The organism is Arthrobacter mobilis, from assembly GCF_012395835.1.
GTDB classification, from domain to species: domain Bacteria; phylum Actinomycetota; class Actinomycetes; order Actinomycetales; family Micrococcaceae; genus Crystallibacter; species Crystallibacter mobilis.
The window spans coordinates 11,821-30,206 of the sequence record NZ_JAAZSQ010000013.1 but is presented as its reverse complement, the minus strand read 5'-3'; the positions used below and the strand labels follow the sequence as shown (position 1 = coordinate 30,206).

The window sequence follows — 18,386 nt, the reverse complement described above, 5'->3', positions numbered from 1 at the left end:
GGGTAGTCGCCGAAGGCAACTGCAGCACAGGACAACGTGCCCGATTTACGCCACCCACGCCTTCATCGTTCCGAAACATCAGGTGGCAAACATCAAGGGAGATGACAAATGCCCGAATTGAGCCAGATCCAGAAAACCTTCCGTACAGCTATGGCCCATCTGCCGGCAGCGGTGAACATCGTGACAACGGACGGGCCTCACGGCCGGCTGGGACTGACCGTCAGCGCAGTTTGCTCGGTCACGGACTCGCCGCCCACCGTGCTGGTGTGCGTGAACCAGAGCAGCGCCGCCCACGATATTTTCAGCAGCAACGGCGAGGTCTGCATCAACGTGCTCAGCGGCGACCATGAAGAACTCGCCCGCCATTTCGCCGGCATGACCAAGGTGCCCATGGCCGAGCGGTTCGGCTGGGACATCTGGGAGGAGGATGCAGGCCCGGTACCGGTGCTGCGGGATGCGCTCGTCAAGATCGTGGGCAGGATCAGCGACCGCACTATCCAGGGATCGCATTCGGTCTACTTCGTCGAGGTGGACCGGGTCGACGTCCGGGATGAGCTGGACGGCCTCATCTACTTCAACCGCGGCTTCCACCGCATCGGTGCGGCCCCTAAACCCCTTCCCGTTTAGCCCAGTTTCCATGCCTGCCAACTAATGAAAGGCCTTTTACATGACTGAGATCATCACCGACCAGCCCTCTTCCCTGAAGACGGCGTCCGCGGGCCGGCTGCTGCCGATGACAGGCGACGAGTACCTTGGCTCCATCCGTGACAACCGGGAGATCTGGATCTACGGGGAACGCGTGGAGGACGTGACCACCCATCCCGCTTTCCGTAATTCCGCGCGCATGGTTGCCCGCATGTACGACTCGATGCATGACCCGCTCGCAGCGCAGAGGATCCTGGTGCCCACGGACACGGGGTCCGGCGGGCGGACCCACGCATTCTTCCGCGCGCCGCACAGCGCGCAGGACCTGCTGAAGGACAAAGACGCCATCGAGGCGTGGGCCCGCATTTCTTACGGCTGGATGGGACGTTCTCCCGATTACAAGGCCTCGTTCCTGGGCACGCTGGGCGCGAACTCGGACTTCTACGGCGAGTATCAAACCAACGCGCAGCGCTGGTACCGCGAATCCCAGGAAAAAGTCCTCTACTGGAACCACGCCATCGTCAACCCGCCCGTGGACCGGCATCTGCCCATCGAGGAGGTCGGCGACGTGTATATGAAGGTGGAAAAAGAGACCGACGCCGGGGTCGTCATCTCCGGGGCCAAAGTCGTCGCCACCGGGTCGGCAATCACCAACTACAACTTCATTGCCCACTACGGGATTCCTATCAAGCAGAAGGAATTCGCGATCATCTGCACCGTTCCCATGGACTCCCCGGGGGTAAAGCTCATTTGCCGGACCTCCTATGCACAGCAGGCGGCCGTCATGGGGTCGCCCTTCGACTACCCTCTCTCGAGCCGCATGGATGAGAACGACACGATCCTGGTCTTCGACAAGGTTCTGGTGCCGTGGGAAAACATCTTCCTGTACGGCGACGTGGACAAGATCAGCCAGTTTGTCCCGGCATCCGGCTTCCTGCCGCGGCTCAACTTCCAAGGCGCCATCCGTCTCGCCGTGAAGCTGGATTTCATTGCCGGCTTGCTGCTCAAGGCCGTGGAAATCACCGGCAGCAAGGACTTCCGGGGCGTACAGGTCCGGGTGGGCGAAGTGATCGGCTGGCGCAACATGTTCTGGGGGCTCATCGACGGCATGGCGCGCAACCCGGACCCGGGCCCCGACGGCACGGTCTACCCCAAAGGCGAGTACGGCAATGCCTACCGGCTATTCATGACCGTGGGCTACCCCCGGATCAAGGAAATCATCGAGCAGGATGTCGCCTCCGGCTTGATTTACCTGAACTCCTCCACCCGGGATTTCAAAACCCCGGAGATCCGCCCCTATCTGGACCGTTACGTCCGCGGCTCCAACGGTGTCCAGGCAGTGGACCGCGTCAAGCTGTTGAAGCTGCTCTGGGATTCCATCGGATCCGAATTCGGCGGACGCCACGAACTCTACGAACGGAACTACGCCGGCAACCATGAGGCGGTCCGCGCCGACCACCTGTACATGGCGGAGGCTTCGGGACTGGCCGACCAGTTCAGGGGCTTCGCTGACGAGTGCCTGAACGAATACGACCTGGACGGCTGGACGGTGCCCGACCTGATTGGCAACGACGACGTCAGCTACTTCAGGAACCGCAGGTAGCATCTGCCGGCCCTCCTCCCGCTGCCTCCACTCAGCCACAGCGGTGGGAGGAGGGCCGGCACAACTGCCTGCCACTGTTTCGCACCGTGGACGCTCCTGAGATGCTGGTGGGATGGCATTGATCTCGACCGAACCACCCCGTACCGCGCTCAGTTGGAAGCTGGTGCCGGCGGTGCTGGTGTCGGTGTCCGGGGTGCTGCTTTTCGGCGTCGGGAATGACCCTGCCGGTTACAGCATGCTCGCCCTGGGCCTGGCCGCGGCGGCGCTGGTCGACCGGGAGTTCGTGCGGCACCTCGCGCTGGTCGCGGCGGGAATGGTCATTGTCAGCCTGGTTCCGCTGCACGCTGATTTGAGCATCCGGCACATGGCGCTGATGGGCGGCGCCCTCGCCCTGGCCGTGCTGGTGCCGTGGCTGGTCTCGCGTTTCGTCTACCGCGAGCAGATCATCAAATTTCCGGTGAACACGGGCCGCAAATGGCCCTTGGCCGCGAAGCTGTACCTGGTCGCGGTTGTGGCGCTCGGCTACTTTATTCTGCCGGTGTATCTGGTCAGCACCGGGGTGTACCAAAACTGGCCGGATGCCTCCGACCCCACCATCTTCTGGCGGCTCTTCCTCGGAGTGAACGCCGTGGGTATCTGGGACGAACTGTTCTTTATCTGCACCACCTTCACGCTGCTGCGCCGGCACTTTCCGGACTGGCTCGCCAACATCCTGCAGGCCGTGATCTTCTCGTCTTTCCTCTGGGAGATCGGCTACGAGGCCTGGGGCCCGCTGCTGACCTTCCCGTTCGCGCTGCTGCAGGGCTACACCTTCAAGCTGACGAAGTCGTTCACCTATGTCGTATCGGTGCACCTGCTCTTCGACTTCGTGCTGTTCCTCGCGCTGGTGCACGCGCACAACCGCGACTGGCTGCCGATCTTCCTGTACTGACCATCAGGAGTGGACGAGCAGCGGGCGGATCAGTCCGCTGATATCTGCCGGCAGGGAAGCACCGAACTCCGCCTGCATCCGGGAGCTGAAGTCCCGGTAGGCAGAGAGCGCACCGGCATGGTTTCCCTCGCTGAGGTGCACGCGCAGGAGCAGGCGCATGGCGTTGCCGTGCAGCGGATCGATCCGCAGCGCGGCGCGGACCGCCTCCAGTGCCCCGGATGCGTCCCCGCATGCCAGCCTATCCTCGGCCATGGTCTCCAGTGCGGCCAGCCGCCGGAACCGGAATTGTTCCTGTTCGTAGAGGACCCAGTCGTCGTACCAGCCCGGCAGCAGTTCGCCCCGGGCCAGCAGGTCCATCCGGTTCCTCTCCGAAGGGCCGGCCGCCGTGTCCCATATGTCCGACAGGTCGAGATGCACCGTGTCCGCCAGCTCCAGCCGGCCGTCGTCGTTTGTCATCAGCCCCGGCAGCTGCCGGGAAATCGCCCAAATCGCCTCGCGCAGGCTGCCCGATGCCTGCGCATCGGTGCTGTCCGGCCACAGCAGCCCGGCAAGGAAAGGACGCGGCTGGCTTCCCAGCAGGGCCAAAGCAGCTATCAGCCGCTGCTGGCGCAGACCCACTTTCAGATACCGGCCGTCGCAGCGCAGACGCCATCCGCCAATGAGCTGCAGCTCCCACAAATTCGCCCCCATGACCTATCCTTCCGCTCTTGGACGGCCCCTCCCCGCCCTAAGCCGATACATCTGCGGCAGCGCCTGGTTCCGTTGCCATGCGTTCGTGGCTGGAGAGCGCATTGGTGCGTGGCGCTGCAGCGGATGTATCAAGGAAAAAAGTACCGGCCGGTGCTTGGGAAAACATCGGAATCCGGCGCAGGCTTCGGCTCTGGCCTGTCGGTCTCCGCCACTGCGTCGCCGCACGTGCCTGCCGAAACCGAGGGGGCCGGTTTTCCGGCCGGTTGCTTCCTGCGTTTCTGCCGGCGGCCTGGATCCGGGCACACGTCCCGGAAGTATTGGGGGAAGCCGGGCACGATCGCTCTCAGCGGCGGGCAGCATCGCCAGAATGAGGCCGGAGAACTTTTGGGTCCGGCCGCGGGCTCCTGGGCCGCCCGGGGATCATGTTCAGAGGATCGCCGTTGCGTTGGCCGGCGAGCCGGTGGCACCGGTGATGTTGAGGGGCTTGACGACCAGCAGGGCGTGCCACTGGTGCAGTTCGCGCATGCGGCGGGCGAGGGGGCCGAGGCGCCAGAGTTCGCCGAGGGGCAGGCCGAGTTTGGCGAGGAATTCCTGGTGCATCATGCCGCGGTCGTTGGGGGCGGTTGCCTTGTAGGGGGAGTCCGGGACCGGGGGGAGGCATTCGACGGCGAAGTTGTCGGCCGCGAGCAGGACCAGCCCGCTGTTCCAGGCCCAGTCAACGAGTTCTTCGCTTTGTGCCATGCCTGTGGAGCGCCCGGTAGCCTGCTGGGCGCGCTTCTGGTCTTCGTCGAGCCCGAGGAACCATTCGCTCCAGCCGGTGTGCAGCATGACGAGGTCCCCGGTGGCTACCTCGACGCCCTGGGCATCGAGGGCCTCGGGAATCAGGTGGAAGGGGAGGGGCTCGCCCGCGCGGTGGTCGATGGGCCGGCCTTGGGTTTCGAGGTGGCCGGCGAGGTCGATGAGCACGCCGCGGCTGACGATGGGGTCGTCGGACCAGACCTGGATGCCGAGTTCCCGGCTGCCTGCGCGGATGTGTTCGTCGGGCACGCCGCCGTAGAACCCGACGTCGTCGGCCCTGCGGTGGCGCAGTCCGTCAATCTGGGTCGAGCCTTGGAGGTAGAACCCGTCGAGGAAGTCGTCCCGGTGGGCGGGGTGGTTGGCGTAGATGGTGTGGACGGGTGCTTTCCTGGCTTTGGACATTCCGGGGGCGAAGGCGTCCACGGGGTAGTCCAGCCCGAATACCTCGCCGTGCCGGACGGCGGCCGCGGCGGCCAGGACAGCGGAGGAGTCGGCGAAGGAGGGGGTGCCTCTCCAGGGTTCGGCGAACAGGTCCCACGAGGTGCCGGCCAGGATGCCGGGGCGCTGTTTGAGGTGCTTGCGGTCGGGCAGGCCGTGGCGGGGGAGGGCGGTCATCGGGTTCCTGCCTTGGGAGTGTGGGCGGGGCTGGCGGCCTTGACGTGCACGAGGACATAGGCGGCGATCGAGCTTATCGAGGCTGCGATGCACAGGATTGTCTTGAAGAGGCCGTTGGGGGCGGTGAGGATCGCGGCGTCGCCGGCGGCGAGGCCAAGGATCTGCCAGGCGATGAGGAGTACGCCGCCGGCGAGGGCGGCGGCCAGCGAGGCGATGAAGGTGGCGCGGGCTATGCGGTGGAGCATGGATGTTTCCTAGGTCAGACGGGCAGGACGCCGGCGGCAACGAGCACGCCGATGCCAAGCAGCGGCAGGGCGTAGTAGAGCAGCATGCGCCGGAAGGTGTGGAGGGGGTCCACGCCGGCGATGCCACAGGCGACGTACAGCGGCGCCCCTCCCGGGGGCACTGCGGCCTCGCAGGAGGAGAAGATCAGCACCGCGACGGCGGCTGTCGGGGCCGGGACGCCGGCGGCGATGAGCGCGGCGACGCCGATCGTGCCCACGGCGGCCATGGTCGCGGTGGAGGAGAGGGGGGCTGCGACGGCCACGACGATGAGCCCGATGACGATCGCGAGCAGCCACACGGGCAGGTCCAGTCCGTCCAGCAGCCCGGAGAGCTGCTCGGGCAGGCCGGTGGTGGCCAGCGCGTTCGCGCCGGCGAAGGCGAAGAGCACGGTGATGCCCACGACGCCGAAGCGCGGCGCGGAGTCCCCGACCAGTTCGGCCCAGGCCTTGGGGGTGCGGGGCAGCTGCCGGCGGCCGAGGAGGAGGCCGAGGGCGATCAGCACGACCGGGATCCAGAAGATGGGGCTGACGGCGTCGGAGACGTCGGTGCCGGTGTGCTCGCTGAGGATCTCCGCGAGCAGGCCGGTGGTGAGGAACATGGGCACGGCGACGCCGGCGAAGAGCAGCAGCGTGGTCCAGCCGCGGCGCAGGGACTCAAGAAGCAGCGGGCGGTGCTCCTTCGCGGTGGCCTGGCCGCCGCTGCGGTGCACGAGCAGGGCGGTGACGATCAGCCGGTGCAGCACGCACCACAGGCCACCGGCGACCAGCGGCATGATGAGCGAGTCGATGTCCAGCAGGGGCCCGACAGTGGACGAGCCGACGAGGACGAACATGGAGGCGCTGAAGGGGAAGGTAATGCCCATGCCGGCGTTGCCCGCGACGATGGTCGCGGCGGTGGTGCGGTCGAGCTTCGCACGTTCCATCCAGGGGATGGTGACCGATCCGACGGTCGCGGCGATCGCGGCCTGGTTGTGCACGATGCTGCCCAGGCCTGCCGAGGCGACCGTGGACACGTACGCGGAGCCGCCCTTGCGTCCCCCGATGAGGGCGTCGAGCAGGTTGATCATCCGTTCCATGACGCCGGCCTTCTCGAGCAGGTAGCCCATGAAGACGAAGACGACGGTGGCGTAGACGATCTCGTCGGTGAGCGCGTCGTAAAGCGCTGCCCAGCCGGCGCTCAGTGCGGCGGTGCCGTTGAAGGCGGCGGCGACGAGGAAGCCGACCAGCATGGCTTCCCCGACGTTGCGCCGCATGAGGGTCGTCCACAGGATGATCACGGCCAGGTAGGCGCCGAGCGCCCAAACGCCGATCATGGGTGGTCCTTCCGATCCATCGTGCAGCCCACTTTCAGGATGCCACGCTTTCGCTCTGAACGGCCGCGGCCATGCGTTCCATGGCGGTGGCCGACGCATCGGTCATTTCCGAAGGCACGCCCAGTTCGGCCAGGTAGCCGCTGGTGGAGCGCATTTCGAAGGAGCGGCGGGCCGCGTGCTTCCGGGTGCCGGTGAGGAAACGGTCGATGACGGCCTGCCCGTCGCCGGCGAGCATGCCGGCGATCTGGGCGCGGACGAAGTCCTCCAGGCCGGCGGCCCGCCCGGCGGTGACGGCCTCGACGACGACGGAGGCCAGGCCCTTCATGAACACGCTGCGCAGCAGCTTGTGCGCCATCGCGGCGCCCGGGGGACCGGGGACGACCTCGACGGGGGCGCCGATTCCGCGCACCAGCTCCGCGAAGGCGCCGGCGCCCGGGCCGCTGGCCATCAGCGGGGTGGCTTCCCGCTGGGCGATGACCGGGCCGAGGATCGCGACGTCGGCGAACAGCACGGGGCCGGCCCCCTGGCCGAGGTCCTCCATGGTGCCGGGGGAGGAGGAGGTCAGGTCGGCGTAGCAGGCCCCGGCCCGCATGGCAGGCAGGCACTGTGCCGCGACCGGACGGGCTGCCCCGGCACCGGTCAGGACGAGGACCACGTCGGCCTCGGCGCAGGCGGCCGCGGCGCTCGGGGCGAGTTCGACGCCGGCCGGAGCCGCGGTGACGGCCGGGTCGTAGCCGGTGACCTGGTGGCCGGCGCGCAGCAGGGCGGAGGCGTAGATGGCGCCGGCTTCGCCGAGGCCGATGATGGTGCAGTTCATGGTGCTGTTTCCTTCAAGTGGTGCTTGGTGTGCTCAGGAGGTGGCGGCGTTCCGTTCGGCGATGATCCGGGCGCGGCGTTCGGCTTCGTCGGCGAACACGGCCTCGGCCGCGTCGGCGATCTGCCCGGCCTGCTCGCGGGGCACAACGACGACGCCGTCGGAATCCCCGACGACGATGTCGCCGGGCAGCACGGGCACGCCGCCGAAGGCGATCGGCACCGCGATCCGGTACGGGCCGTTCTTGTAGGGGCCGGCGGGGGTGGTGGCCCGGGCGAAGACCGGCAGGCCGATCTCGCCCAGGACCTCCGCGTCCCGCGCGGCCCCGTCCAGGGCGAACCCGGCCAGACCTGCCGAGAGCGCGCGCTCGCCGATGAGTTCGCCCAGCAGGGCGCGGGAGGTGTCGCCCCCGCCGCTGACGACCACGACGTCGCCCGGCTTGGCCGCGGCAAGGCTTTCATGGATGCCGCGGTTGTCACCGGCCGCGACCCAGACGGTGAAGGCCGGGCCGGCGAGCTTGGCGCCGGGCCAGATGGCCTGGATCGAGGAGTCGGCGACCCCGAGGCGTTCCATGGCGTCCCCGATGTTCGCCGCGGGCAGGGCGGCGAGGCGGGCGACGAGCTCGGGCGCGGGGCGCTCGAAGTCGGCGGCGGTCGTGGTGTCGGCGGTGGCGGGCATGGTGTTGTTCCTTCGTTCGGGTGTTACTTGGCTTGGACGAGGGGCAGGACGGTCTTGTAGTCGGCCTCCTGCTGGGCCCAGAACTTCTTGTAGTCGGCCGCGGACTGGTAGCTGGTGGCCAGGCCGAGGTCGTCCATCTTGGCAACGACTTCGGGATCCTCGATGGCGGTCTTCAGCGCGGCTTCGAGCTTCTGCGCGACGGGCTCGGGCAGACCGGCCGGGGCGGAGTAGCCGCGGGCGGTGGCGGCGACGATGTCGTGTCCGGACTCCGCGAAGGTAGGCACCTCGGGCAGCGCCTCGGCCCGCTCGCTGTCCATGACCCCGAGGACCTTGGCCTTGCCCTGCTTGACCAGGTCGGTGACGTCGCTGACGTTGGCCACGAGGACCTCGACGTGGCGGCCGAGGAACGCGGTGGTGGCCTGCGAGGCGCCTTCGGAGAAGTGGACCGGGCTGAGTGCGGCGCCGGTGGCTTCCTTGATCTGGGCGATGGCGAAGTGCTCTCCGCCCTGCTGGCCGGTGGTGGTCGCGGTGATGGTGTCCGGCTTGTCCTTCGCCGCCTGCAGGAGCTCGTCGAGGTTCTGGTAGGGGCTGTCGGGCTGGACGGCGACGACGGCGGGGTCGATCACCTGCCGGCCCAGGGGCTGGAAGTCCTCGCGGGTGAACTTCGCGCCGCGGGCGGGGTCCAGCGGGGTGACGACGACGGACGGGGAGCCGGTGGCGCCGATGGTGTAGCCGTCGGGCTTGGCGCTGGTCAGGGCGGTGTAGCCGATCTGGCCGCCGGCGCCGGGCTTGTTCACGACCTCGACGTTGGTGCCCAGCTCGCGCTCGAGTACGGGCTGGACGAGGCGGGCGGCGGTGTCCACGGCGCCGCCGGGGGCGAACGCGACGATGAGCTCGACGGACTTGCCCTGGCGGGGGAAGTCCTCGCCTGAGGAGCTGGCGGTGCCGGCGGCACCGCAGCCGGTGGTCGCGGCAAGGGTGAGGGCGGCCACGGAGGTGGCGGCAAGGATGCGCTTCATTGGGTGTCCTTCGTTTCGTGGTGGTGCGGGTTGGTGGTTGGACGGTTCAGGTTTCGGGGTCCTCGGCGGCCAGGGCGGCCGGCTTGCGGAGCTTGAGCAGCGGGCTGCAGACGATCGCCAGGGCGACCAGGAGCAGCACGACGGTGACGGGGCGCTCGAGGAAGATCGTCAGGTCGCCGCGGGAGATGTCGAGGGACTCGCGCAGGGAGCGTTCCATGAGCGGGCCGAGGACCAGCGTCAGGACCAGGGGCGCGAGCGGGATGTCCAGATGGCGCAGGGCCAGGCCGATCACGCCGAAGAGGATCATGACGAACACGTCGAAGACCGAGAAGTTGATGGTGTAGGCGCCGACGACCATGAACATCAGGATCAGGCCGGTCAGGACCGGGTAGGGGACCTTGAGGATGGAGGTCCACAGGCCGACGAGCGGGACATTGAGCACCAGCAGCAGGATGTTGCCGATGAACAGGCTGGCGATGATGGTCCAGGCGATCTCGGCGTGCTCGGCGAAGAGGGTCGGGCCCGGGGTGAGTCCTTGCTGCAGGAAGGCGCCCATGAGCACGGCGATGGTGGGGGAGGCGGGGATGCCGAGGGTGAACAGCGGGATAAGCGCGCCGTTGGCGTGCGCGTTGTTCGCCGTTTCCGGACCGGCGACGCCCTCGATGGCGCCGTGGCCGAGTTCGTTGCGGTGCCGGGAGAACTTCTTCTCGGCCCCGTAGGAGAGCAGGGACGAGACAGAGCCGGTCATGCCGGGGATCAGGCCCAGGCCGAATCCGATGCCGGTGCCGCGGGCGAAGGCCGGGGTGCTGCGCCGCCAGTCGGTGCGGGTGGGCAGCAGGGAGCGCATGCCGGGGGCCTGGACCGTGACCTTGTCCTTGCCGGGACGGTGGGAGAGGATCTCGGAGAGCCCGAACAGGCCGACGATGACCGCGACGAACGAGACGCCGTCGAGCAGCCGCTCCATTCCGAAGGTGAACCGGGGGGCGCCGGCGACCGGGTCGATGCCGACCATGGAAATCAGCAGGCCCAGGGCGCCGGAGATCAGGGCGCGCACCATGGACCGTCCGGCCAGGGCGACGAGCAGGGAGATGCCGACGACGACCAGCGCGAAGAATTCCGGCGGCCCGATCATCAGGCCCAGGCTGCCCAGCGGCTTGGCCGCGAGGACCAGGCCGGCGGTGGCCAGCGAGCCGCCGATGAAGGAGCCCGCGGCGGCGATGGTCAGCGCGACGCCGGCGCGGCCGAGCTTCGTCATCGCGTACCCGTCCAGGATGGTGATCGCCGAGGCGGCCTCGCCCGGGGTGTTGAGCAGGACGCTGGTGATGGTCCCGCCGTAGGTGGTGCCGTAGAAGATCGCGCAGAGCATGATGATGGACCCGGCGGCGTCCAGGTTCAGGGTCAGGGGGATCAGCAGCGCGACGCCGGCGACCGGCCCGATCCCGGGCAGCACGCCGATCACGGTGCCGAGCAGGCACCCGACGAAGGCGAACAGCAGGTTCTGCCACGTCAGGGCCGAGGCGAACCCGCCGAGCAGTTCGTTCAGTACGTCCATGTCAGAGTCCGATCAGGCTGAGGGGGACAAGGCCGGCCTCGGGAAGCGAGACGTTCAGCCCCAGGGTGAAGAGGTAGTAGACGCCGACGCTGCCGCAGAGTGCGATCACCAGCGACTTGATCCAGGAGGTCCGCGCCCGCAGCCGCAGGTGGTACATCAGGAACAGGAAGACACCTGTCTGGAAGCCGATGAACGGCAGTGCGGCGGCCAGCACCAGCAGGCTGAGCACCACGGCGCGCACCTGCGAGCGGTCGGAGGCTTCCGCAGCCGGGGCGGCCTGCACCCCGGCGCGCTCCTGGAAGAACCAGGCGGCCGAGAGCAGCACGAGGGCTGCGCCCAGGATGCACGGAAAGAACCCGGGACCAGGCCCGAGGTCATTCCAGAGCCCGAGCCCGGCGGACTCGGCCAGCACGTAGGCGCCGACGGCCGTCAGCACCGCCTGGCCCGCGAGCACGGAACGGCGCACCTTGGCCACCGGCTTCTCTTCTGTGACTGAAGTCATGGGAATCCTTGAAGAAGTTACGTACAGTGTTGTGGAATTTCATACAGTAAAATTAAATAACGTGCTTTGAAATAATGGCATGGTCCACGTCACAGGGTCAAGTGCGGCCGGTCACGGCAGGATTGCGTAGGATGAAAGAATGACGGTCGAGTCCAATTCCACGGAGGCGCGCGCCGGCAGCGCCATGCGCTCGCTGTCCCGCGCGATCCAGGTGTTCGAGCAGCTCCAGCGCTACGAACACCCGCAGCGGCTGAACCAGATTGCCAAGGACTGCGGGATGAGTTCGCCCACCACCTTGCGGATCCTGCGGGTCCTGCAGGACTCCGGACTGGTGAGCCAGACGGATAAGAACTACCGCATCGGGCCCGCGGTTCTGCCCGCGGCACGCGTCTTCCTCGAGGCCGATCCGCTGCCCCGTTCGGCCCGGCCGATCCTCCAGCAGCTGGCGCAGAATACCGGCCTGACCGCCTCGCTTTACACGCGTCTCGGCTTCGAGCGTGTGCTCGTCGAACGCGTCGTCGGGGCCGCCTCCCTCGGCTACGAGCTGCCCCAGGGCCGCCGGCTGCCCCTGACCGTCGGCGCCGCGGGGAAGATCCTCCTTGCCGCCCTGGATGAGGAGCAGTTGGCGGAAGTTATCTCCGCGGCCGTCGAGCTCAGGTACGAACCCGTTGGGTTCACCCTCGAGGAGCTCCGCCGGCGGCTGCCCGCGGCGGGCGAGGACTATGCCTACTCGGAGGATGAACGGGCAACCGGCGTGGTCTCCGTCGCCGTGGCCGTCCCCTCCCGGAACGACGGGGTGACCGAATCCATCGCGCTCACTGCTCCCGTCCACTCCTCTTCCCGGGACGACCTCGTCGCCCGGGTGCCCGAGCTGCGCCATGCAGCCCGGCGGCTGGCCGACCTGCTCGCCAGCACCGTGTACTAACGGCGCCGTCCCACGCACGGTTGCGGTGCCGGCGAGATACCGTCCGGCCGCCCGAAGCCGGCTACGGCACCATCGCACCAGCTCGAAAGAGGATTCCAGTGAACCGATCGGACGAACTGCTCACCCGACTCCGCGGCGGCGAAATCCTGACCGCCACCGACCCTGCCGGGCACACCATCCGCTGCAGCGTTGAGGTCTCCGCGCCCCACCTCGGCGTCCTCTGGGCCCGGGATCTCCACACCGGGCAACGAATCCTCATACCTGCCGAAGAGTTCCATCTCGCGAAAGCGCCGCCCGAGCCCGAAAGCGGCCGTCCCGGCCACTAAGCGTTCCCTCGCCGCTCCGAGCGCGGCGGCGGGGGAACCAATAAGCGGGCTGCAACAGATTCTTGCGGCACTACACGTGGGGCCAGCCATGCACCGGCTGCCTGTCGTTTCATTCCGTCTTTTTTAGTTACGTGCACCGCGGGACGGAATCGGCAAACCGGTACCTGATCCGCCCGGCAGTGGTAAAAGGTGCTGGAGGCTTGCAGCGGCCCGGGACACACAAACGAGCATCCCTCCGCCAGTCGACACTGGCGAAGGGATGCTCATTCAGGGGCACCGGGTGCTGCCCGGCTCCCGTGCTTATGATCCGCAGGGGCCCAGCCTACGCCCCGGGGCCCTTCTCCGACATGGCAGCATTGGCTGCCAGGGCGTCAGGGGTCCCACGGTCCATGCCGGCAGGGGACTGGGCGGCCCTGGCGTGGACAAGGTCCGGCACCAGGCGGGTGGCAGCCGAAGGATCCGTGTGGGCGGAGCCCGGCGACGGATGGGCCGCGGCGTGTTCGGCCAGCACGCCGGTTTGGTGGCGGATCTTCAGGCGGTAGAGGAGCGTTCCGCCAACCACGGCGGCACCGACGAACAGCACTCCGCCCCACTGCAGGTACCACTCGAACGGCGGAACGGAGTTGTAGATCTCCTGCCGCGGCCAGATGAGGTTCAGGGTCATGGCCCCGCCCCAGAGCACGGCCAGGATGTTCACCGGCAGGCCCCACTTGCCGAGGCTGAAGCCGGCCTTGCCGGCCTCTTCCTCCTTCAGCGGCCACTTCCCGCGGAACCTGTTCCGCAGCAGGGGCACGGTGACCAGCAGGTAGGACAGGTAGATCAGGACGATGCTGATGCTGGACACGATGGTGAAAATGGCCGGCTGCATCACGTTGACGATCAGCGGGATCAGTGCGATGACACCGATGACGATGGCTGCCACGGTAGGTGTCCGGCGGACGGGATCCACCTTGCTCAGCTGCCGGCTGAACGGCAGGTTGTTGTCCCGGGCCATGGCGAACATCATCCGGATGGCGGCGGCGTGGACTGCCAGGGTGCAGACGAACACGGCCACGACGATGCACACCAGGAAGGCCTTGCCGAAGGGGCCGCCCAGGACCGAGAGCACGATGTACTGCAGGCCGCCGTCGGCAGAACCTACCTTCGGATCGCCCAGGTCCGGAGCTGCCAGCAGCCCGCCGAGCAGGATCAGGCCGCCCAGTAGGAAGGAGGCGGTGACAGCGCGCAGGATGGCCTTGGGCGCTGTGCGCTTCGGGTCCTTCGTTTCCTCGCCGAGGGAGCTGGCGGTGTCAAAGCCGTACATGACGTAGCCCGAGGCCATGGCGCCGATCAGGAAGACGCCGAAGAAACCCAGCGGGTGCCCTTCGCCGAAGCCCGCGGTGTCGAAGAGGACTTCCGGGCCACGGACCACATGCCATCCCAGTGCCAGGATCAGCAGCACGGCCGCAGCCAGTTCAACGAACACGCCGACGCTGTTGATCAGGGTCATGAGCTTCACGCCGAAGGCGTTGATCAGCGTGGAGATGCCGATCATGATGCTGGCCAGCAGCACGCCATTGACCGCGAAGTCGTACTGGCCGGTGCCGTCGCCGATGATCTGGAAGCCGGACCAGATCTGCGGCAGCGTGATTTGGAGGGCCAGCGCGACCGCTCCCAGGGCCACCATGGAGGAAAGCAGCAGGAGCCAGCCGGCCAGCCAGGCGTAGGTGCCGGAGGAGAGCCTCTTGGCCCAGTTGTAGACGGATCCGGCCACCGGGTAGCGGCCGGCGAGTTCGGCGAAACAGAGGGCGACCATCAGCTGGCCGACGAAAACGATGGGCCAGGACCAGGCGTAGGCGGGTCCGGCCATGGAGAAACCAAAGTAGAAGAGCTGGAATACACCAGTGAGGATGGAGATGTAGCTGACTCCGGCGGCGAAGCTGGCGAATTTGCCGATGCTGCGGTCCAGGGTCTGGGCATAGCCGAACTCGTCCATACCGCCTGTGTCAGTCTTTGTGGGTTCCGACATCTGAGCTCCTAGTCGAATAGCACGATGGTACCCGCGCGGCGCGGGTGCTGGCTCCGGCGGGGCTGCTCCGGCAGCGGGCACCGCTGCCCGCTGCCGGAGTCCTGCCGGTTTTCCCCCTTGTGTTGGTGCTTGGCCGGTAATGCTCGTCCTAGCCTTCCGAGCCGAACCAGCGGCTGGGTGCGGGCTGGATGTTCTGCCAAATGTGTTTTGCCTCGCGGTACTCGTCGAGTCCCGCGCGGCCGAGCTCGCGGCCGATGCCCGACTTCCCGAAGCCGCCCCATTCGGCCTGCGGGACGTAGGGGTGGTAGTCGTTGATCCAGACCGTTCCGTGGCGGAGGGCGGACGCCACGCGCTGCGCCCTGGATGCATCCGAGGTCCAGACGGCGCCGGCCAGGCCGTATTCGGTATCGTTTGCGATGGTAACGGCCTCAGCCTCGGTCCGGAATGTTTCGACCGTCAGCACCGGACCGAAGGACTCCTCCTGCACCACGCTCATGCCCGCGCGGCAGTTGCCCAGGACGGTGGGCGGGTAGAAGAAGCCGTCGGCGAGCGGCCCCTCGTCGGGGATGTATCCGCCGCAGAGCAGTTCGGCGCCTTCGGCGATTCCGGCCTGGACGTAGGCGTGGACCTGGTCGCGGTGTTTTGCGGAGATGAGCGGGCCGGTCTCGGCGCTGGCATCGAACGGGCCGCCCATCCGGATTTTCTTTGCCCGTTCCACCACTTCGGCCACGAAGCGTTCGGCGATGGATTCCTCGATGACGAGCCGCGCCCCTGCCGAGCAGACCTGTCCGGAGTGCAGGAAGACGGCGGTCAGCGCGTTGTCGACGGCGGCGTCCCAGTCCGCGTCCGCGAAGACAACGTTGGGGTTCTTGCCGCCGAGCTCGAAGGCGACGCGCTTGACGGTTTCGGCGGCGGCAGCCATGATCGTCTGGCCCGTCGCCAGGCTCCCGGTCAGCGAGACGAGGTCCACACGCGGGTCCGAACTCAGCGGAGGGCCGACTTTCGACCCGGTTCCCGTCACGAGGTTTGCGACGCCGGCGGGCACGCCGGCTTCTGTGAGCGTCTCCATGAGCAGGATGGACGTGGAGGGCGTGAGTTCGCTCGGCTTGAGCACGAAGGAGTTCCCGGTGACGAGGGCGGGCGCCACCTTCCACGCTGCCTGCAGGAGAGGGTAGTTCCACGGTGCGATGAGCGCGCACACGCCGAGCGGTTCGTAGACCACGCGGCTGATGGCGTTGGGCCGTCCTGTGTCGATCACCCTGCCGGCGTCGAGGCCTGCGATCTTTCCGTAGTAGCGGAAGCAGGCGGCAATGTCGTCAATGTCGTACTCGGCCTCCACCAGGCGCTTGCCCGTGTCAAGGGCCTCGGCGCGGGCGTATTCAGCCTTGTCCCGCTCCAGCAGGTCGGCGACCCGGAGCAGGACCGCGCCGCGCTCGATGTCGCTAAGCCGCCGCCACGGACCGTGGTCGAACGAGTGGCGCGCACTCGCAATCGCCCGCTCCGCGTCCTCTGGTGTGGACGAAGCGACAACCGCCACTTCACGCCCGTCCGCAGGACAGCGCACGACTGTCGTCCCGCCGTCGGACGCTTCCTGCCAGGCGCCGTCGAGGTAGAGGCCGGGGGCCAGGGACAGCTGGGTATCCAAGCTCATGCGCTGCCCTAGCCCTTCGCCGCGACGGTCTCGGGTTCGGCGGCGCGGCGTCCTGGCTGCTGTCCGTCACCCGCGCCCCGCTGAAGCGGGCTGACCCCGTGCCGGTAGAACTCCGCGTGCAGGGGCGCCAGGGGCGTCTTCCCGGCGATCAGGTCGGCGGCCTTCTCGGCGAGCATCATGACCGGGGCGTAGATGTTGCCGTTGGTCACGTAGGGCATCGCCGAGGCATCCACGACCCGCAGGCCGCGGGTGCCGTGGACCGACATGTCCAGGGGGTCCACCACGGCCATCGGGTCCGATGCCGGCCCCATCTTCGCGGTGCAGGACGGGTGCAGCGCCGTCTCGGCGTCCCGGGCCACCCAGTCGAGGATCTCGGCGTCGGTGCGCACTTCGCGTCCCGGGGACAGCTCGCCGGCGTTGAACGGCGCCAGGGCGGACTGGCCGAGGATGTCCCGGGCGATATGGATGGCCTCGACCCATTCCCGGCGGTCCTGGTCGGTGGAGAGGTAGTTGAACAGCATGGACGGGTGGACGGTCGGGTCCGTGGACTTGATTTTCAGGGTTCCGCGGGCGTCGGAGTACATCGGCCCGATGTGCACCTGGTAGCCGTGCTTCGCGTCGGCCTTCTGGCCGTCGTAGCGCACCGCCACCGGCAGGAAGTGGAACATCAGGTTCGGGTAGTCGACGTCGTCGTTGGACCGGACGAAGCCGCCGCCTTCGAAGTGGTTGGTGGCCGCGGGGCCCTTGCGCCCCAGCAGCCACTGCAGGCCGATCAGCGGGTACCGCCACAGGTCCAGGTTCGGCTGCATGGACACCGGCTGGCTGCAGGCATGCTGGATGTACACCTCCAGGTGGTCCTGCAGGTTTTCGCCGACGCCGGGAAGGTCCACCACCGGGTGGATGCCCAGCGTCTTCAGGTACCCGGCGTTGCCCACCCCGCTGAGCTGGAGCAGCTGCGGAGTGTTGATGGCTCCGCCGGACAGAATCACTTCACCGGCATTGACGACGTGGGTCTTGCCGTTGCGGCGGAAGGTGACGCCGGTGGCCACGTTGCCCCGGAAGTTGACCTTGGTCACCAGGGCGCGGGTGAGGACGGTGAGGTTGCGGCGGTTCCTGTGGGGGCGCAGGTAGGCGCGGGAGGCCGAGAGCCGCTGGCCCTTATGGACGTTGCGGTCGAAGGCGGCGAAGCCCTCCTGGCGGTAGCCGTTGACGTCGTCGGTCAGCGGGTACCCGGCTTCCTGGGCTGCCTTGAAGAACGCCTGGAACAAGGGGTTGGTGGCAGGGCCCCGCTCCAGCACCAGCGGGCCGTCGTGGCCGCGGAGTTCGTCGTCGGGGTCTGCGGCGAGGACGGTTTCCATGCGGTTGAAGTAGGGCAGGCAGTGGGCGAAGTCCCAGGTTTCCATGCCCGGGTCGGCCCCCCAGCGCTCGTAGTCGAGCGGATTGCCGCGCTGGAAGATCATGCCGTTGATGGAGCTGGAACCGCCGAGGACCTTGCCGCGGGCGTGGGCGATCCGGCGGCCGTGCATGTGGGGCTCCGGATCGGACTCGTAGCGCCAGTCATAGAAAGGATTGCCGCTCGGGAAGGTCAGGGCGGCCGGCATCTGGATGAAGAGATCCCAGGGGTAGTCGCTTCGTCCCGCCTCGAGGACCAGGACGCTGCGTGTTCCTCCCTCGCTCAGGCGGTCCGCGAGCACGGAGCCGGCACTTCCCCCACCTACGATGACGTAGTCGTAATTCATATCTGTCATGCTGCGGACTCTCCTTCTATCTGGTGCGGATCAGCCGCCGAGGCGGACCGCCGTCCTTCTTCCGGATGCTGCCAGTACACCGTCATGCCCGGGGAAGCCGGTTGGCGGGTTCCCCGCAATTGCGTATTACGCAACGCGGTGTGACTTGGGTCATAGGAAGCAGAGTAGTGCAGGTTGAACATCTGTTCAAGACTTGCGCTTGAACAGATGTTCAAAGATAATTGCGCGTGCTGCCGCGGGATGAAGCGGGCTTCGGGACCCGGGTCCCGGCGCCGGGCCGGGGA

18 protein-coding genes are annotated in these 18,386 nt (G+C 67.7%); 5 read left to right on the top strand and 13 right to left on the bottom strand.

Translation table 11 applies throughout. From position 1 onward, the window contains the following. The first annotated feature begins 108 nt into the window (after nt 1-108). From hpaC to HGG74_RS13440, 3 genes are all read left to right on the top strand, one after another. Nucleotides 109-627: a 4-hydroxyphenylacetate 3-monooxygenase, reductase component gene (hpaC, locus tag HGG74_RS13450; RefSeq protein WP_168487110.1), complete on the top strand. Its 519-nt coding sequence runs from the start codon at nt 109-111 to the stop codon at nt 625-627. A 40-nt stretch (nt 628-667) separates the two neighbouring features. Beyond that, nucleotides 668-2,248, top strand: coding sequence for a 4-hydroxyphenylacetate 3-hydroxylase family protein (locus tag HGG74_RS13445; protein WP_168487108.1), 1,581 nt, complete (start codon nt 668-670; stop codon nt 2,246-2,248). Between the two features lie 112 nt (nt 2,249-2,360). Beyond that, entirely contained in the window at nt 2,361-3,179 is an 819-nt protein-coding gene (locus HGG74_RS13440) for a CPBP family intramembrane glutamic endopeptidase (protein WP_168487107.1), read from the top strand. A 3-nt stretch (nt 3,180-3,182) separates the two neighbouring features. Here HGG74_RS13440 and HGG74_RS13435 read toward each other — a convergent pair whose 3' ends face one another. From HGG74_RS13435 to HGG74_RS13395, 9 genes are all read right to left on the bottom strand, one after another. Continuing rightward, nucleotides 3,183-3,869 (bottom strand): AfsR/SARP family transcriptional regulator, encoded by a 687-nt coding sequence (locus tag HGG74_RS13435; RefSeq protein WP_168487105.1) that lies wholly within the window; start codon nt 3,867-3,869, stop codon nt 3,183-3,185. Between the two features lie 426 nt (nt 3,870-4,295). Beyond that, entirely contained in the window at nt 4,296-5,282 is a 987-nt protein-coding gene (locus HGG74_RS13430) for a cyclase family protein (protein WP_168487104.1), read from the bottom strand. Beyond that, a complete protein-coding gene (locus HGG74_RS13425; protein WP_168487102.1) occupies nt 5,279-5,527 on the bottom strand; it encodes a hypothetical protein in 249 nt (82 codons plus the stop codon). Before HGG74_RS13425 ends, HGG74_RS13430 begins: the two co-directional genes overlap by 4 nt. 14 nt (nt 5,528-5,541) lie before the next feature. Beyond that, entirely contained in the window at nt 5,542-6,879 is a 1,338-nt protein-coding gene (locus tag HGG74_RS13420) for a TRAP transporter large permease subunit (RefSeq protein ID WP_168487101.1), read from the bottom strand. Between the two features lie 34 nt (nt 6,880-6,913). Continuing rightward, on the bottom strand, nt 6,914-7,696 hold the full coding sequence (locus HGG74_RS13415; RefSeq protein WP_168487099.1) for an NAD(P)-binding domain-containing protein: 783 nt from the start codon (nt 7,694-7,696) through the stop codon (nt 6,914-6,916). Between the two features lie 33 nt (nt 7,697-7,729). Next, nucleotides 7,730-8,371: an RraA family protein gene (locus tag HGG74_RS13410; protein WP_168487097.1), complete on the bottom strand. Its 642-nt coding sequence runs from the start codon at nt 8,369-8,371 to the stop codon at nt 7,730-7,732. A gap of 23 nt (nt 8,372-8,394) precedes the next feature. After that, nucleotides 8,395-9,390: a tripartite tricarboxylate transporter substrate binding protein gene (locus tag HGG74_RS13405; RefSeq protein WP_168487095.1), complete on the bottom strand. Its 996-nt coding sequence runs from the start codon at nt 9,388-9,390 to the stop codon at nt 8,395-8,397. Nucleotides 9,391-9,436: 46 nt separating this feature from the next. Continuing rightward, nucleotides 9,437-10,942, bottom strand: coding sequence for a tripartite tricarboxylate transporter permease (locus HGG74_RS13400; RefSeq protein WP_168487093.1), 1,506 nt, complete (start codon nt 10,940-10,942; stop codon nt 9,437-9,439). 1 nt (nt 10,943) lies between these two features. Then, nucleotides 10,944-11,444, bottom strand: coding sequence for a tripartite tricarboxylate transporter TctB family protein (locus HGG74_RS13395; RefSeq protein ID WP_205761899.1), 501 nt, complete (start codon nt 11,442-11,444; stop codon nt 10,944-10,946). A gap of 139 nt (nt 11,445-11,583) precedes the next feature. On the opposite strand from HGG74_RS13395, the gene HGG74_RS13390 reads away from it, so the two are divergent. Next, on the top strand, nt 11,584-12,369 hold the full coding sequence (locus tag HGG74_RS13390) for an IclR family transcriptional regulator (protein ID WP_168487091.1): 786 nt from the start codon (nt 11,584-11,586) through the stop codon (nt 12,367-12,369). Between the two features lie 98 nt (nt 12,370-12,467). Further along, nucleotides 12,468-12,695 carry a hypothetical protein gene (locus HGG74_RS13385; RefSeq protein ID WP_168487090.1) on the top strand — a complete coding sequence of 76 codons (228 nt, stop codon included), beginning with the start codon at nt 12,468-12,470 and terminating at the stop codon, nt 12,693-12,695. Nucleotides 12,696-13,017: 322 nt separating this feature from the next. Here HGG74_RS13385 and HGG74_RS13380 read toward each other — a convergent pair whose 3' ends face one another. From HGG74_RS13380 to HGG74_RS21185, 4 genes are all read right to left on the bottom strand, one after another. Further along, on the bottom strand, nt 13,018-14,703 hold the full coding sequence (locus tag HGG74_RS13380; protein WP_246262892.1) for an APC family permease: 1,686 nt from the start codon (nt 14,701-14,703) through the stop codon (nt 13,018-13,020). A 148-nt stretch (nt 14,704-14,851) separates the two neighbouring features. After that, nucleotides 14,852-16,354, bottom strand: a complete 1,503-nt coding sequence (locus tag HGG74_RS13375) for an aldehyde dehydrogenase family protein (RefSeq protein ID WP_168487089.1) — start codon at nt 16,352-16,354, stop codon at nt 14,852-14,854. A gap of 8 nt (nt 16,355-16,362) precedes the next feature. Next, nucleotides 16,363-18,102 (bottom strand): choline dehydrogenase, encoded by a 1,740-nt coding sequence (gene betA / locus HGG74_RS13370; RefSeq protein ID WP_205761897.1) that lies wholly within the window; start codon nt 18,100-18,102, stop codon nt 16,363-16,365. Continuing rightward, nucleotides 18,099-18,386 (bottom strand): hypothetical protein (locus HGG74_RS21185; protein WP_205761889.1); only part of this gene is annotated, 288 nt, incomplete at its 5' end. The genes betA and HGG74_RS21185, both read right to left, overlap by 4 nt.

Coding starts and splice junctions, on each gene's coding strand:
- hpaC (WP_168487110.1), top strand. CDS start 109: ATGCCCGAATTGAGCCAGATCCAGAAAACCTTCCGTACAGCTATGGCC.
- HGG74_RS13445 (WP_168487108.1), top strand. CDS start 668: ATGACTGAGATCATCACCGACCAGCCCTCTTCCCTGAAGACGGCGTCC.
- HGG74_RS13440 (WP_168487107.1), top strand. CDS start 2,361: ATGGCATTGATCTCGACCGAACCACCCCGTACCGCGCTCAGTTGGAAG.
- HGG74_RS13435 (WP_168487105.1), bottom strand. CDS start 3,869: ATGGGGGCGAATTTGTGGGAGCTGCAGCTCATTGGCGGATGGCGTCTG.
- HGG74_RS13430 (WP_168487104.1), bottom strand. CDS start 5,282: ATGACCGCCCTCCCCCGCCACGGCCTGCCCGACCGCAAGCACCTCAAA.
- HGG74_RS13425 (WP_168487102.1), bottom strand. CDS start 5,527: ATGCTCCACCGCATAGCCCGCGCCACCTTCATCGCCTCGCTGGCCGCC.
- HGG74_RS13420 (WP_168487101.1), bottom strand. CDS start 6,879: ATGATCGGCGTTTGGGCGCTCGGCGCCTACCTGGCCGTGATCATCCTG.
- HGG74_RS13415 (WP_168487099.1), bottom strand. CDS start 7,696: ATGAACTGCACCATCATCGGCCTCGGCGAAGCCGGCGCCATCTACGCC.
- HGG74_RS13410 (WP_168487097.1), bottom strand. CDS start 8,371: ATGCCCGCCACCGCCGACACCACGACCGCCGCCGACTTCGAGCGCCCC.
- HGG74_RS13405 (WP_168487095.1), bottom strand. CDS start 9,390: ATGAAGCGCATCCTTGCCGCCACCTCCGTGGCCGCCCTCACCCTTGCC.
- HGG74_RS13400 (WP_168487093.1), bottom strand. CDS start 10,942: ATGGACGTACTGAACGAACTGCTCGGCGGGTTCGCCTCGGCCCTGACG.
- HGG74_RS13395 (WP_205761899.1), bottom strand. CDS start 11,444: ATGACTTCAGTCACAGAAGAGAAGCCGGTGGCCAAGGTGCGCCGTTCC.
- HGG74_RS13390 (WP_168487091.1), top strand. CDS start 11,584: ATGACGGTCGAGTCCAATTCCACGGAGGCGCGCGCCGGCAGCGCCATG.
- HGG74_RS13380 (WP_246262892.1), bottom strand. CDS start 14,703: ATGTCGGAACCCACAAAGACTGACACAGGCGGTATGGACGAGTTCGGC.
- HGG74_RS13375 (WP_168487089.1), bottom strand. CDS start 16,354: ATGAGCTTGGATACCCAGCTGTCCCTGGCCCCCGGCCTCTACCTCGAC.
- betA (WP_205761897.1), bottom strand. CDS start 18,102: ATGACAGATATGAATTACGACTACGTCATCGTAGGTGGGGGAAGTGCC.